Annotated in this window: 13 protein-coding genes and 1 tRNA gene; 8 read left to right on the top strand and 6 right to left on the bottom strand. The window is 71.4% G+C overall.

The window, feature by feature from the left end; genetic code table 11:
- Nucleotides 1-93 precede the first annotated feature (93 nt).
- Entirely contained in the window at nucleotides 94-1,686 is a 1,593-nt protein-coding gene (gene serA / locus AC3RKB_RS15485; RefSeq protein WP_491437148.1) for a phosphoglycerate dehydrogenase, read from the top strand.
- Nucleotides 1,687-1,704: 18 nt separating this feature from the next.
- On the opposite strand, the gene AC3RKB_RS15490 is transcribed toward serA, so the two are convergent.
- Entirely contained in the window at nucleotides 1,705-2,256 is a 552-nt protein-coding gene (locus AC3RKB_RS15490; protein WP_491437149.1) for a TetR/AcrR family transcriptional regulator, read from the bottom strand.
- Nucleotides 2,257-2,370: 114 nt separating this feature from the next.
- Between AC3RKB_RS15490 and AC3RKB_RS15495 the strand changes: the two genes are divergently transcribed.
- A complete protein-coding gene (locus tag AC3RKB_RS15495; RefSeq protein ID WP_491437861.1) occupies nucleotides 2,371-3,921 on the top strand; it encodes an MFS transporter in 1,551 nt (516 codons plus the stop codon).
- A gap of 39 nt (nucleotides 3,922-3,960) precedes the next feature.
- On the opposite strand, the gene AC3RKB_RS15500 is transcribed toward AC3RKB_RS15495, so the two are convergent.
- On the bottom strand, nucleotides 3,961-4,224 hold the full coding sequence (locus AC3RKB_RS15500) for a DUF6458 family protein (protein ID WP_491437150.1): 264 nt from the start codon (nucleotides 4,222-4,224) through the stop codon (nucleotides 3,961-3,963).
- A gap of 139 nt (nucleotides 4,225-4,363) precedes the next feature.
- Between AC3RKB_RS15500 and AC3RKB_RS15505 the strand changes: the two genes are divergently transcribed.
- From AC3RKB_RS15505 to AC3RKB_RS15515, 3 genes are read left to right on the top strand one after another with little or no spacing between them, the layout of a single operon-like run.
- Complete coding sequence (locus tag AC3RKB_RS15505) at nucleotides 4,364-5,434, top strand: 3-isopropylmalate dehydrogenase (protein WP_491437151.1); 1,071 nt, start codon at nucleotides 4,364-4,366, stop codon at nucleotides 5,432-5,434.
- A 24-nt stretch (nucleotides 5,435-5,458) separates the two neighbouring features.
- On the top strand, nucleotides 5,459-6,577 hold the full coding sequence (locus AC3RKB_RS15510) for a branched-chain amino acid aminotransferase (RefSeq protein ID WP_491437152.1): 1,119 nt from the start codon (nucleotides 5,459-5,461) through the stop codon (nucleotides 6,575-6,577).
- 44 nt (nucleotides 6,578-6,621) lie between these two features.
- Complete coding sequence (locus AC3RKB_RS15515) at nucleotides 6,622-7,395, top strand: fumarylacetoacetate hydrolase family protein (RefSeq protein ID WP_491437153.1); 774 nt, start codon at nucleotides 6,622-6,624, stop codon at nucleotides 7,393-7,395.
- Between the two features lie 4 nt (nucleotides 7,396-7,399).
- Here the strand turns inward: AC3RKB_RS15515 and AC3RKB_RS15520 are convergent, their stop codons facing one another.
- From AC3RKB_RS15520 to AC3RKB_RS15530, 3 genes are all read right to left on the bottom strand, one after another.
- Nucleotides 7,400-8,017: a TetR/AcrR family transcriptional regulator gene (locus AC3RKB_RS15520; RefSeq protein WP_491437154.1), complete on the bottom strand. Its 618-nt coding sequence runs from the start codon at nucleotides 8,015-8,017 to the stop codon at nucleotides 7,400-7,402.
- Nucleotides 8,018-8,099: 82 nt separating this feature from the next.
- A complete protein-coding gene (locus tag AC3RKB_RS15525; protein ID WP_491437155.1) occupies nucleotides 8,100-8,459 on the bottom strand; it encodes an SPW repeat domain-containing protein in 360 nt (119 codons plus the stop codon).
- 113 nt (nucleotides 8,460-8,572) lie between these two features.
- Nucleotides 8,573-9,643: an aminotransferase class V-fold PLP-dependent enzyme gene (locus AC3RKB_RS15530; RefSeq protein ID WP_491437156.1), complete on the bottom strand. Its 1,071-nt coding sequence runs from the start codon at nucleotides 9,641-9,643 to the stop codon at nucleotides 8,573-8,575.
- An 81-nt stretch (nucleotides 9,644-9,724) separates the two neighbouring features.
- Here AC3RKB_RS15530 and AC3RKB_RS15535 point away from each other — a divergent pair, with 81 nt between their 5' ends.
- From AC3RKB_RS15535 to AC3RKB_RS15545, 3 genes are all read left to right on the top strand, one after another.
- On the top strand, nucleotides 9,725-10,699 hold the full coding sequence (locus AC3RKB_RS15535; protein ID WP_491437157.1) for a LysR family transcriptional regulator: 975 nt from the start codon (nucleotides 9,725-9,727) through the stop codon (nucleotides 10,697-10,699).
- Between the two features lie 11 nt (nucleotides 10,700-10,710).
- Nucleotides 10,711-12,228 (top strand): glutamate--tRNA ligase, encoded by a 1,518-nt coding sequence (gltX, locus tag AC3RKB_RS15540; protein WP_491437158.1) that lies wholly within the window; start codon nucleotides 10,711-10,713, stop codon nucleotides 12,226-12,228.
- Between the two features lie 112 nt (nucleotides 12,229-12,340).
- A tRNA-Gln gene (locus AC3RKB_RS15545) sits at nucleotides 12,341-12,412 on the top strand.
- Nucleotides 12,413-12,769: 357 nt separating this feature from the next.
- On the opposite strand, the gene AC3RKB_RS15550 is transcribed toward AC3RKB_RS15545, so the two are convergent.
- Complete coding sequence (locus tag AC3RKB_RS15550) at nucleotides 12,770-13,750, bottom strand: hypothetical protein (RefSeq protein WP_491437159.1); 981 nt, start codon at nucleotides 13,748-13,750, stop codon at nucleotides 12,770-12,772.
- Nucleotides 13,751-13,823 lie beyond the last annotated feature (73 nt).

A 13,823-nucleotide genomic window follows, 5' to 3' on the forward strand; every position in this document is an offset into this window, starting at 1 on the left:
GGCTGGCCGCGTCATCCGCGCCCCCGACGACGTCGGCGCGACGTTCCGCGGTGCAGTCGCACCGCATCTCCCAACCGCAGTGAGGAACCGTCCGTGACCAAGCCGGTCGTGCTGATCGCCGAAGAACTCTCGCCCGCCACCGTCGATGCGCTCGGCCCCGACTTCGAGGTCCGCAACGTCGACGGGACCGACCGCCCGGCGCTGCTCTCGGCGCTCGCCGACGCGAACGCGATCCTCGTCCGGTCGGCGACCAAGGTCGACGCCGAGGCGATCGCCGCCGCGCCGAACCTCAAGGTCATCGCGCGAGCGGGCGTCGGCCTCGACAACGTCGACATCAAGACCGCGACCACCGCGGGCGTCATGGTGGTGAACGCGCCGACGTCGAACATCATCTCGGCGGCCGAGCTCACGGTCGGCCACATCCTGAGCCTCGCCCGCCACATCCCGGCCGCGCACTCCGCGCTCGCGCAGGGGGAGTGGAAGCGCTCGGCGTACACCGGCACAGAGCTCTACGAGAAGACCGTCGGCATCATCGGCCTCGGCCGCATCGGCGCGCTCATCGCCGCCCGGCTCCAGGCGTTCGGCGTCGAGGTCATCGCCTATGACCCGTACATCACGGCCGCGCGCGCCCAGCAGCTCGGCGTGCAGACCGTCACGCTCGACGAACTGCTCGAGCAGAGCGACTTCATCACCATCCACATGCCGAAGACGCCCGAAACCACCGGCATGATCGGCGCCGAGCAGCTCGCGAAGATGAAGCCGACCGCCTACGTCGTGAACGTCGCGCGCGGCGGCCTCATCGACGAGGACGCGCTTCACGACGCGCTCGTCGCGAAGACCATCGCGGGCGCCGGCCTCGACGTGTTCGTGCAGGAGCCGCCGAAGGAGTCGCCGCTGCTCGCGCTGCCGAACGTCGTGGTCACCCCGCACCTCGGCGCGTCGACCGACGAGGCCCAGGAGAAGGCGGGCATCTCGGTCGCCAAGTCGGTGCGCCTCGCGCTCGCGGGCGAGCTCGTGCCCGACGCCGTGAACGTCGCCGGCGGCGTCATCGACCAGTACGTGCGTCCCGGCATCCCGCTCGTCGAGAAGCTCGGGCAGCTCTTCGCCGGGCTCGCGCAGGGCCCGCTCGAGAGCCTCGACGTCGAGGTGCACGGCGAGCTCGTCGACTACGACGTGAGCGTGCTGAAGCTCGCCGCGCTCAAGGGCGTCTTCACGAACGTCGTCAGCGAGACCGTCTCGTACGTCAACGCGCCGCTGCTCGCCGAGCAGCGCGGCGTCGCCGTGCGCCTGATCTCCGACGCCGACAGCCCCGAGTACCGCAACGTGATCACGCTGCGCGGCGCGCTCGCCGACGGCACGCAGGTGTCGGTCTCGGGCACGCTCACCGGCCCGAAGCAGATCGAGAAGCTCGTCGGCATCAACGGGTACGAGATCGAGGTGCCGATCGCCGATCACCACATCGTGATGATCTACACCGACCGTCCCGGCATCGTCGCGGTGTACGGCGGCGAGTTCGGCCAGGCCGGCATCAACATCGCGGGCATGCAGATCGCGCGCCGCGAGGCGGGCGGCCAGGCGCTCTCGGTGCTCACGGTCGACTCGCCGGTTCCGACCGAGGTGCTCGACCGCGTGCGCGAGGCCATCGACGCCGACGTCTTCGTCGAGGTCGACATCACCGAGTCGTAGTCGAGCGGATGCCGCGGCTCACCCCGCGGCGAGCCGTTCGAGCAACGCGACGAGCGCGTCGAGCTCGGCGGGCGGCGGTGCGTCGACCCCGAGCTCGGGGTCCTGCCCGTGCAGGGCGGAGTCGTAGTACAGCCCGTCGCCGATGAGCGTGATCGCCAGTGCGACCGTCGGATCGGGCACGTGCCGCCGCACGGCCGCGAGCCATCGCTGGCGGACGGAGCGGATGGTGCGCGCGGCGGCGTCGTGGCCGGCCTGCGCGAGGCGGGTCGCCGCCACGGCCGCGCGATCCAGCGGTGAACCGACGGCCACCGACGACCGCACGTAGTACGCGACGGCGCCCTCGGGCGCGCGCTCCAGCACGGCGATGTCCTCGTCGACGAGCGCCGCGAACCGCTCGAGCACGCCGTCGACGAGCGCCTCACGATTGGCGAAGTGGTACAGCAGGCCGCCCTTGGAGACGCCCGCCGCCTTCGCGGTCGCGTCGAGCGTCGCCGCGCGCTCGCCGGCGTCGATGAGGATGCGCTCGAACGCGTCGAGCACGGCGTCGCGGGCGGCGGGTGGGCGGCTCATGGGTCCGATCGTAGCGAGGCGGCGGTCGCGGGCATCTGATACTCTACCGTCCAGACGGTACAGTAATAGGAACCCGAGATGAACCACGAAACCACGACCACCGCCACGCTGCCGATGCGAACGGATGCCCCGGCATCCGCCCCGACCCATGCCGACCCCGGCCGGGGTCGCGCGCCGCGCAGGCAGTGGGTCGCGCTCGCGGTGCTCATGCTGCCGGTGCTGCTCGTCTCGGTCGACAACACCGTGCTGAGCTTCGCGCTGCCCGAGATTGCGCGCGACCTAGGCCCCACCGCCGCGCAGCAGCTGTGGATCATCGACGCCTACCCGCTCGTGCTCGCAGCGTTGCTCGTCTCGATGGGCGCCGCGGGCGACCGCTTCGGCCGGCGGCGCATGCTGCTCATCGGTTCGATCGGGTTCGCACTCGTCTCGATCGCCGCGGCGTTCGCCACGAGCGCCGAGGCCCTGATCCTCGCGCGCGCCGCGCTCGGCTTCTTCGGCGCCATGCTCATGCCGTCGACGCTCTCGCTGCTGCGCTCGGTCTTCGTCGACCGCGAGCAGCGCCGCGTCGCGATCGCCATCTGGGCGTCGGGCTTCGCGGCGGGCGCCGCCCTGGGGCCGATCGTCGGCGGCGTGCTGCTCGAGTACTTCGCGTGGGGCTCGGTGTTCCTGCTCGCGGTGCCCGTGCTGGTGCCGCTCGTGATCCTGCTTCCGCTGCTCGTCCCCGAGAGCCGCGACCACGCGCCCGGCCGCATCGACGTCGTGAGCATCCTGCTCTCGCTCGGCGCGATGGGCGGCACGGTCTACGGCATCAAGCACCTCGCGACCGAGGGCGTCGACACCGTCGGCCTCGTCGCCATCCTCGTCGGCCCCGCGCTCGGCGCGTGGTTCGTGCGCCGGCAGCTGCGCGCAGAGACGCCCATGCTCGACATGCGCCTGTTCCGCACCGGCTCGTTCGGCGGCGGCGTGCTGGTGAACCTGCTCAGCGTCACCGCGCTCGTCGGGTTCCTCTTCTTCGTCTCGCAGCACCTGCAGCTGATCGCCGGGCTCTCCCCGGTCGAGGCGGGGCTCGCACTCACCCCCGGGCTCATCACGATGATCGCCGCCGGACTCGCGGTCGTGCCGCTCGCACGCCGAATCCGCCCGCGCGTGCTCGTGCCATCCGCCCTCGCGATCTCGGCCGCGGGCTACCTCGTCGTGGCGCTGTTCACCGACGCCGGCATCGCCGGCCTCGTGGTCGCGTTCGTGCTGCTCGGCCTCGGTATCGGCGTCGCCGAGACGGTGTCGAACGAGCTCATCCTCTCGAGCGCGCCCCCGGCCAAGGCCGGTGCGGCGTCGGCGGTCTCCGAGACGGCCTACGAACTCGGCGCCGTGCTGGGCACGGCGCTGCTCGGCAGCATCCTCGCCGCCTGGTACCGGACGGCGATCGAGCTGCCGGCGTCGCTCACGGCCGAGCAGGCGGATGCCGCGCGCGAGACGCTCGCGGGCGCCGTGACGGTGGCCGAGGTGCTCCCGCCGGCCGCCGCCGAACAGCTCCTGGCCTCCGCCGCGCACGCGTTCGACGGCGGCGTCGTGGTCACCGCGCTCATCGGCGTCGCGCTGATGCTCGCCGCGGGCGTCGTCGCGGCGATCACCCTGAACGAGCCGAAGGGCGCCGCCTCGGAGTGAGGCGGCGCCCTTCGGGGCGGGTCGGCGCGGGCCCCCCGTTCAGAGCGTGGTCGAGTCGTCGGGGCGCGACGTCTCGTTGCGCGTGACGCGGTCGCCCGTGGCCGGGTCGACCATCGTGCGCGAGGTCGAGACCGCGCTCCGGCGGCGCGCGAGCAGGATGATGCCGAGGATGATCACCACGGCACCGGCGGCCATCAGGATGTAGCCGACCATCTGCAGGTTGATCCAGTCCACCGCCACGTTGAGCGCGAACGCGAGCACGGCGCCGATGGCGAAGAGGACGATTCCGAGACCGAGACTCATCAGGTAGTGCCTTTCACTCGGGCGGCAGGGGAGCGCCGCAGTGCGGGGGCCGGGGTGTCCCGCCCCCTGCGGCCGAGTGTAGTGAGCGGCCCCTTCGGTGGACAGTACGCTGGGAGGGCTGGCGGACGAAGGAGTGTTCATGGTACAGACGGTCAGGCTCGCGGTCATTCCCGGGGACGGTATCGGACCCGAGGTGGTGGGCGAGGCGCTCAAGGCGCTCGAGGCCGCGACCGCAGGAACCGACGTCGCGTTCGAGCGCTCGCACTTCTCGCTCGGCGCCGCCCGCTACCTCGAGACCGGCGACGTGCTGACCGACGACGACCTCGAGGCGATCAAGGGCCACGACGCGATCCTGCTCGGCGCGGTCGGCGGCGTGCCCGGCGACCCGCGCCTCGCGGGCGCGAACATCGAGCGCGGGCTGCTGCTGAAGCTGCGGTTCGAACTCGACCACTACGTCAACCTGCGGCCGAGCGTGCTCTACCCGGGCGTCGCGAGCCCGCTCGCCGACCCGGGCGAGGTCGACTTCGTCGTCGTCCGCGAGGGCACCGAGGGGCCGTACGTCGGCAACGGCGGCGCCATCCGCGTCGGCACGCCCGCCGAGGTCGCGAACGAGGTCTCGGTGAACACGGCGTACGGCGTCGAGCGGGTCGTGCGCTACGCGTTCGCCGCGGCATCCGCACGGCCGAAGAAGAAGCTCACGCTGGTGCACAAGACCAACGTGCTCGTCTTCGCGGGCTCGCTCTGGAAGCGCCAGGTCGACGCGATCGCCGCCGAGTTCCCGGAGGTCGCGGTCGACTACCTGCACGTCGATGCCGCGACCATCTTCCTCGTCACGGATCCTGCTAGATTCGACGTCATCGTCACGGACAACCTCTTCGGCGACATCCTCACGGACCTGGCCGGCGCGATCAGCGGCGGCATCGGCCTCGCGGCCTCGGGCAACATCAACCCCGACGGCCGGTTCCCGAGCATGTTCGAGCCGGTGCACGGTTCCGCGCCCGACATCGCCGGGAAGGGCATCGCCGACCCGACCGCCGCGATCCTCTCGGTCGCCCTGCTGCTCGACCACCTCGGTCACGGCGGGCCCGCCGAGCGGGTCCGACAGGCGGTCGCCGCCGACGTCGCCGAACGCGGCGACATCCGGCGCTCGACCTCCGAGATCGGCGACGCGATCGCCGCCCGCATCGGCGCCACCGTCGGCGCCCACTGAACTCGCTCCCGAAGGAGGAACACCTTGACCACCTCGAACCTCACCCTCAAGACGCCCTCGCCCGCCGGTCTCGTCTGGCAGGTCACCGGCAACGAGGCCGCCAAGTCCGACGCCGAGCGCGAGGCGATCCTCGCCGACCCGGGCTTCGGCAACCACTTCACCGACCACATGGCCGACATCTGCTGGTCCGAGAAGGGCGGATGGCACCGGCCCCGCGTCTCGCCCTACGGGCCGATCCAGCTCGACCCGGCCGCCGCGGTGCTGCACTACGCGCAGGAGATCTTCGAGGGGCTGAAGGCGTACCGGCACGCCGACGGCTCGATCCGCACGTTCCGCCCGTACGAGAACGCGGCGCGCATGCAGCGTTCGGCGCGGCGGATGGCGCTGCCCGAGCTGCCCGTCGAGTACTTCATCGATTCGCTGAAGCAGCTGATCGCGGTCGACGCCGACTGGGTGCCGAGCGCGCCCGAGACGAGCCTGTACCTGCGCCCGTTCATGTTCGCCAAGGAGGCGTTCCTCGGCGTGCGCCCGGCGAAGAAGGTCGCGTACTACCTCATCGCGAGCCCGGCCGCCGCGTACTTCCCCGGCGGCGTGCAGCCCGTGAACATCTGGCTGTCCACGCACTACGCGCGCGCCGGCAAGGGCGGCACGGGTGCCGCGAAGACCGGCGGCAACTACGCGTCGAGCCTGCTGCCGCAGGCCGAGGCCTACGAGAAGGGCTGCCAGCAGGTGCTGTTCCTCGACGAGGGCGAGTACCTCGAGGAGCTCGGCGGCATGAACGTCGTGCTCGTCCGCAAGGACGGCACGCTCGTCACGCCCGAGTCCGACTCGATCCTCGAGGGCATCACGCGCGACTCGATCCTGCGCCTCGCAGCCGACCGGGGCCACCAGGTCGAGCAGCGCCGCGTGACGCTCGCCGAGTGGCGCGAGGGCGCGGCATCCGGCGAGATCGTCGGCGCGTTCGCCTGCGGCACGGCGGCCGTCGTCGTGCCGATCGGCCGCCTGCTCGCCGAGGACTTCGAGATCGTGCACCACGGTCCGCAGGCCGAGGAGCTCGCACTGTCGCTGCGCGAGGAGCTCACGGGCATCCAGTACGGCCGCGTCGAGGACCGGCACGGCTGGATGGTGCGGCTCGACGCCTGACCCACGCCCGCCATGCCGCCCGGCCTCCCCGTAGGCTGGGCGGCATGAAGGTCGCGCGCTTCGCCCACGGTGAGTCCATCTCGTTCGGGATCGTCGACGAGGAGGAGCACGAGCTCGTCGTCCTGAAGTCCGACCCGCTGTTCGCGGGCTTCGACACGACGGGGGAGCGAGTGACCCTCGGCGAGGCGCGGCTGCTCGCGCCCGTCATCCCGCGGTCGAAGGTCGTCGCGGTCGGCAAGAACTACCGCGAGCACGCGGAGGAGATGGGCGGCGAGGCCCCGGCCGAGCCGCTGCTGTTCCTCAAGCCCAACACGTCGGTGATCGGCCCGGGCGACGCGATCGTGCTGCCGCCCGAGAGCGCGCAGGTCGAGCACGAGGGCGAGCTCGCGGTCGTGATCGGCCGGGTGGCCCGCCGAGTGAGCGAGGCCGACGCGGCATCCGTGATCTTCGGCTACACGATCGCGAACGACGTGACCGCCCGCGACCTGCAGCGGCGCGACGGCCAGTGGACGCGTGCGAAGGGATTCGACACGTTCTGCCCGCTCGGCCCCGTGATCGCGACCGAGCTCGACCTCGAGCGCGGCGTCATCGAGACGAGCGTCAACGGCGAGCGGCGCCAGCACGGTCGCTTCGCCGACATGGTGCACTCGGTGCCCGCGATCGTGGCGTACGCCTCGAACGTGTTCACCCTGCTGCCCGGCGACGTGATCCTCACGGGCACGCCCGCGGGCGTCGGCCCGATCGTCGACGGCGACCGCGTCGAGGTGACGGTCTCGGGGCTCGGCACGCTCGCGAACCCGGTGCGGGTGGCGGCCTGAGCGGTCACCCGGCGGGGGCGTTCAGCCCAGCGCAGATGAGCTCGGCGAGCTCGGGCAGGTCGGCGTTGCCGCCTGCCGGGCACGAGGCGGCATCCGACTGGGTGCCCTCATCAAGCGGTTCGGGTGCGCCGGCGTCGAACGGCGACGGGGTGGTGATGATCGCGACCCAGGCCGCGGCAGCGGTGCGGACCCGGCGCGCGGCGATCGGGTGCAGGATGCTCGCGCCGAGCACGTGCTCGACGAGGCCCTGCAGCTGCCGACGGTAGTCGCGGAGCCGCTCGCGCACCTCGGGGTGCGTGCGCTGCTCGCGCCAGACGATCACGCGACGCACCTGCGACTCGTCCTGCAGCTCGTGGAGCCGGCGCGTGACGTTGAGCAGCGTGCGCGCGGGGTCGCCGACTGCGACGAGCGCCGTCGTGTCGACGGGGTCGAGGTCGAGCCGCTCGCCGATGAGGGCGCGGAGCAGGTCGGCCTTCGTGGGGAAGTAGTAGAAGAGGAGCCCCTTCGGCACCCCGGCGGCGCGGGCGATCGCGGCCGTGGGCGTCGCGTCGTAGCCGCGTTCGGCGAAGAGGCGCTCCGCGGCATCGAGGATGAGCGTGCGGGTCTGGGTGTCTCGTGTCATGGCCGTGTCCCGCGTCTTCCGCGTCTCCGGGCGAGGAGCGGGGGCGCCGGTCGCATCCGTCGCCCCCGTCTGAAGCCGCACGTCAGTGCGGGATGGCCCGGTCGTGCGTCTGCATGGCCGGCCGGATGGCGAGGGCCGCGACGATCACCGCGACCGCTCCGCAGATCCAGGAGATCCAGGCGGGCCCGAACTCGGTGGCGCTCGCGTAGCCGCCGATCCACGGAGCGATGAACAACAGCGCGCCGAGGCCGAGCTGCACGTATTCGGTCGCGACCAGTCCGGGCATCGCGAGGTTCACGAGACCGGAGGCGATCAGTGCGACACCGAGCACGAGCATCCAGACCATCGAAGCGCCGGACTGCTCCATGAAGAACGTCGACCCGGCGGCGACGACGCCGACCGCGATGGCGACCCAGTCCTCCCAGCGTGTCCACTTCTTCATCGACTCTCTCCCCTCCTGTGACGGATGGCTCCCGATCGGGGGTCGATTCGACGGTATTCCCGACTGACCGTACGGTCAACCGGTGGGTGGACGATCGGCTCGCTCGTCAGACGTCAGCGACCGAGCGCGCGCGCGGCGAGTTCCACGTCGTCCTCGTCGTTCCAGAGGTGGAACGCCACGCGGGCGCGGCCGGCTCGACCCGACGCCGTGAGGCCGGCCGCGGTGAGGGCCGCGAGATCGGCTCCCTCGGGATCCGGCCAGCTCACGATCGCGCTCGGTGCGGGTGCCAGGCCGAGACGTGTGCGGAACGCGTCGGCGAGTGCGAGGTCGTGGCGGTGCACCGCGTCGAGGTCGAGGCCGGCGGCGAGTTCGAGGGCGGCTTCGGCGCCCGCCCAGGCGTGCCACGCGGGGGAGACGTCGAAGCGCCGTGCGCCCGCCGCGAGGTGCAGGTCGGGCCCGTAGCACGAGGCCCACGGATCCTCGCCCGAGTACCACCCGGCCATGAGCGGCACGAGCTCCTCGAGCGCGCGGTCGCTCACGGCCATGAACGCCGCGCCGCGCGGCGCCGACAGCCACTTGTAGGCGTGGCAGACGACCAGGTCGGCGTCGAGGTCGTCGGTGGGCAGCCATCCGGTCGCCTGCGTCGTGTCGACGAGCACGAGCGCGCCGGCCGCGCGGGCGGCGGTGGTGACGGATGCCGCGTCGGCGACCTCGCCCGTCGCGGACTGCACGAGCGAGAACGCCACGAGCCAGGTGCGCGGGCTGATCGCGTCGGCGAGCCGATCGAGCGGCGCGTGGCGCACGTGCAGGTCGCCGCGGGCGAGGAACGGGGCGATGACCGAGCTGAAGTCGCCCTCGACGCAGACGACCTCGGCCCCGGCGGGGGCGGATGCCGCGGCGAGCGCGACGAACGGCGAGACCTGCGAGCCCACGGCGATCCGTTCCGGGCTGGCACCGAGCAGCGTCGCGGCGTGCCCGCGAGCGCGCTCGACGACCGCGGTGTAGTCGGCCGCGGAGGCGCGCCCGTCGCGCCATCGCCCGAGGTCTCGTTCGAGCGCGGTGATGGTCGACGTGGCGGGGATGCCGAGGGTGCAGGCCGCGAGGTACCCGCGGCCGGCGGGGAAGCGGGCGTCGGGCAGCGCGGTCGGCGCGGCCGTCGGGGCGGCGAGGCTCTCGGTGTGCATGCCGACAGCCTGCGCTGCCTGATCCAATTCGTCGAGAACCAGTGTTGGATCGCGAGCATAAGCAGGGCTTATCATTCGAGCATGACCGACCTCGACCCGCCCGGCGTCGCCGACCTCGATGCGACCAGCCTGCTCGTGCTGCGGGCGGTCTCCGACCACGGCACGATCACGGCGGCGGCCGCCGCGCTCGGCTTCAGCCAACCGGCGCTCAGCCAGCAGGTACGGCGTGCCGAGGCGCGCGCCGGCATGGCCCTCGTGGAGCGGACCGGGCGCGGCATCCGGCTCACCGCGGCGGGCCGCATGCTCGCGCGCCACGGCACCGCGATCGCCACGATGCTCGAAGCCGCGCGCGGCGAGCTCGCCGCGCTGCGTGGGCTCCGCTCCGGGCGCGTGCGGCTCATGGCGTTCCCGTCGGCGTCGCCGACGATCGTGCCCGAGCTCATGGCGGAGATGTCGGCGCGGCATCCGGGAGTGCACGTGAGCTTCATCGAGGCCGAGCCGCCCGAGGCGGTGGCCGCAGTCCGCGAGGATCGCGCCGACCTCGCCCTGACCTTCAGCTACCCGGGCGACCGCGGCGATCCACACCGCGAGAGTGCACGGGGCCTCGAGGTCACCACGATCGGCACCGATGCGATGCACGTGGTGCTGCCGGCGCGCCATCCGCTCGCCTCACGCGAGACGGTCGACCTCGCCGACCTGGCGGGGGAGCGGTGGATCGCGGGGTGCCCGCGCTGCCGCGGGCACCTGCTCGAGCTCTGCGACGTCGCCGGCTTCACGCCGCGGATCGCCGTCGAGACCGACAACTTCGTCGCCGTCGAGGAGCTCGTCGCGAGTGGACTCGGCGTCGCGGTGCTCCCGTCGCTCGCGGTGCAGTCCGCCGGGGCGCGGCCCGGAGTGGCCGTGCGGGCGACCGCGAACGCCGACCGTCGCACCCTGCACCTCGTCACGGCGAGGGGCGGCACCGGCGTTCCGGCCGTGGCCGTCGCTGCCGACCTGCTCGCACGCCTGGTCGCCCGGCGCGAAGCGCGATCGGCGGCCCCGATCGACGGGCCTTAACATTGACAGCGATGCCTGACACGACCCACCCCACGACCACCGCCACCGGCAGCGACGTCCGCGTGCGCTTCTGCCCGTCGCCCACCGGCACCCCGCACGTCGGCCTCGTGCGCACCGCCCTGTTCAACTGGGCGTACGCACGCCACACCGGCGGCACGTTCGTCTTCCGCATCGAGGATACCGACGCGGCTCGCGACAGCGAGGAGAGCTACGAGCTGATCATCGACGCGCTCACCTGGCTCGGCCTCGACTGGGACGAGGGCATCGACGTCGGCGGGCCGCACACTCCGTACCGCCAGTCGCTCCGCGGCGAGATCTACACCACCGTCGTCGAGCGCCTGAAGGCCTCCGGTCACGTGTACGAGAGCTTCTCGACCGCCGAGGAGATCGACGCGCGCAACGAGGCGGCGGGCCGTCCGAAGCAGTTCGGCTACGACAACTTCGACCGCGACCTCACCGACGAGCAGCGGGCGGCGTTCCGGGCCGAGGGCCGCCAGCCGGCGCTGCGCCTGCGCGTGCCCGACGACGTCGACTTCGGCTTCGACGACCTCGTGCGCGGCCGCATCGACTTCCCGGCGGGCTCGACGACCGACTTCGTCGTCGTGCGGCCGAACGGTGCCCCGCTCTATACGCTCGTGAACCCGGTCGACGACGCGCTCATGGGCATCACGCATGTGCTCCGCGGCGAAGACCTGCTGAGCTCGACGCCCCGCCAGATCGCGCTCTACCACGCGCTCATCGACATCGGGCTCACCACGTTCGTGCCGCGCTTCGGGCACCTGCCGTACGTCATGGGCGAGGGCAACAAGAAGCTCTCCAAGCGCGACCCCGAGTCGAACCTGTTCCACCACCGCGACCGCGGGTTCATCCCCGAGGGCCTCGTGAACTACCTGGCGCTGCTCGGCTGGGGCTTCTCGGCCGACCGCGACGTCTTCAGCCGCGACGAGTTCGTCGCCGCGTTCGACGTCGAGAACGTCAACCCGAACCCCGCCCGCTTCGACCTCAAGAAGGCCGAAGCGATCAACGGCGACCACCTGCGCCAGCTCGGCGTCGCCGACTTCGCGCACCGCACGGTGCCGTACCTCCAGGCGGCCGGTATCGTAGACACGCCCATCTCGCCCGCGCAGGAGGCCGTGCTCGCCGAGGCCGCACCGCTCGTACAGGAGCGCATCGGCCTGCTCGGCGAGGCGCCCGGCATGCTGGGCTTCCTGTTCACGGATGCCGCGGGCCTCGAGTTCGACGAAGCCGCGGTCGGATCCCTGCCCGCCGACGCGCCCGCCGTGCTCGCGGCGGCGCGCGAGGCGCTCGAGCGAATCCCCGGCGAGTCGTGGACGCACACCGAGATCGAGGAGGCGCTGCGCGACGCGATCGTCGACGGGCTCGGGCTCAAGCCGCGCGTCGCCTTCGGTCCGGTGCGCGTCGCGATCTCGGGGCGGCGCGTCTCGCCGCCGCTGTTCGAGTCCATGCAGATCCTCGGCCGCGTCGACTCGCTCGACCGCATCGACCGCCTCGCGGGGCTCCTCGGGTGACCGCCTGCGGGCGCGCCGGCGACGGCGCGCCCGGGCCCCCACGCCGTTTTGGCGAGCGTCGGCCCGTAGGCTAGAGTTACATGTCGGCCCGGGAACCTCGGTTCAGGGCCATTGGGGTATGGTGTAATTGGCAACACGGCTGATTCTGGTTCAGTTGTTCTTGGTTCGAGTCCAGGTACCCCAGCAGTGAGAAACCCCCGGTCAGCCGGGGGTTTTCGTGTTTTCGCGGTTTGGGATGCGCGTGTCTGATTCCCGCTAGTCCCGGCTTTCGATATCGGTGGTGAGGACTCTCGCCCGGAATTCCAGGGTTCTCAGCACGATCGCGGTCGCGAAGTCTGGGAGGACATGATTCAGGACGGATTGTTCCTGGTTCGACTAGAAACCCCGCAGGTAGTCCTCCATGTCGAACGGCGGGAACTTCATTTCGTAGCGTGCGCGACGGATGTGTCGGGTGGACCTTCGAGACGAGTTCGCGCTGGGTGACCACCACGTGCGTCGCGCGCCAGCACCAGCATTGACCTCGGGGCGTCTCGGCGGCGCCTCACGACGCTGTCGGAACGAGGGCTGTCAAGAATGAGGTCAGCAACGGGGAGAGTACCCCGAGAATGGCGATCGGGCGTCTGACGTATGAGCGGTCTATACCGACGCGCACGATGAGCCGCTCTCGTGCGGCCGCGCCCGGCTCATCAGGAATACCTGAGGCGGTGTCCGGTACCGCGCGGCTCACGAGTTCGAATCCCGCGTCACGCCATCCGACCAGCACGGGGATCAAGATCGCGGCGAGGATGACCATGAAGAACACCCCATAGCCGACCACCTCCCATTGGGTGAAGGATTCCGGGGGAACTCCCGCCTCGATCGAGACGTTTCGCATGAAGGCCGTGTTGATGACCAGTGTCGAGAGGATCAGCCCGAGGGCGAGACTCGCGCGTTCTGTCGCCTGCCACACGGCATCGAGTTCGCGGATCGGCGCGAGAACACTGTCCGTGCCCTCGCTCGAGAGGAGGTCGGACCGCAGCGATCGCACCCGCTCATCGGTGATCCATAGCAAGAGCAGCCAGGGTGCCGCGGCGATCCAGCCGAGGACGGTGAGAATGCGCACGATCGTGATCACAGCCGGATTTCCGACGTTCCTGCCCATCTCTGCGGTGAGGAGAAGCAGGAAGGTCGTCGCGGCGGCCGCGAGTGAAAGGAGAAGGATCACTGCACCGATGACCCACCACACGCCGGGTCGCCAAGGCACGTCAAGGCGCTTCAGTCGGCCGACGCCGTCGATGAATACGAACGCCCAGGCCAGCAGTCCGATCGTCGCTGACGTTGCCCAGACTGCGAAGGCTCCGCCGGTCGACTCTCGGTCGCTCGCGCCCGCTTCGACCGCGAGCATGAGTATGAAGATCACCAGTGCGACGAAGACGGTCACCGCCGCGCGGACGACTGGCACGAGGTTGAGCGAAGGACGGCCCATCATTCTCCGTTCGACCGTGAAGGTGCATTCGCGGCGATGTGCGCAGGATCGGAACATCGGCTGATGCCGCCTTCGACGTTGCCTCCCTTAGGTTGCCTCGGCGACGCGCCGGCCGGACACGTAAGTCCCC

The organism is Agromyces capsici (genome assembly GCF_058349965.1).

Coding starts and splice junctions, on each gene's coding strand:
- AC3RKB_RS15490 (WP_491437149.1), bottom strand. CDS start 2,256: ATGAGCCGCCCACCCGCCGCCCGCGACGCCGTGCTCGACGCGTTCGAG.
- AC3RKB_RS15495 (WP_491437861.1), top strand. CDS start 2,371: ATGCGAACGGATGCCCCGGCATCCGCCCCGACCCATGCCGACCCCGGC.
- AC3RKB_RS15500 (WP_491437150.1), bottom strand. CDS start 4,224: ATGAGTCTCGGTCTCGGAATCGTCCTCTTCGCCATCGGCGCCGTGCTC.
- AC3RKB_RS15505 (WP_491437151.1), top strand. CDS start 4,364: ATGGTACAGACGGTCAGGCTCGCGGTCATTCCCGGGGACGGTATCGGA.
- AC3RKB_RS15515 (WP_491437153.1), top strand. CDS start 6,622: ATGAAGGTCGCGCGCTTCGCCCACGGTGAGTCCATCTCGTTCGGGATC.
- AC3RKB_RS15520 (WP_491437154.1), bottom strand. CDS start 8,017: ATGACACGAGACACCCAGACCCGCACGCTCATCCTCGATGCCGCGGAG.
- AC3RKB_RS15525 (WP_491437155.1), bottom strand. CDS start 8,459: ATGAAGAAGTGGACACGCTGGGAGGACTGGGTCGCCATCGCGGTCGGC.
- AC3RKB_RS15530 (WP_491437156.1), bottom strand. CDS start 9,643: ATGCACACCGAGAGCCTCGCCGCCCCGACGGCCGCGCCGACCGCGCTG.
- AC3RKB_RS15535 (WP_491437157.1), top strand. CDS start 9,725: ATGACCGACCTCGACCCGCCCGGCGTCGCCGACCTCGATGCGACCAGC.
- gltX (WP_491437158.1), top strand. CDS start 10,711: ATGCCTGACACGACCCACCCCACGACCACCGCCACCGGCAGCGACGTC.
- AC3RKB_RS15550 (WP_491437159.1), bottom strand. CDS start 13,750: ATGTTCCGATCCTGCGCACATCGCCGCGAATGCACCTTCACGGTCGAA.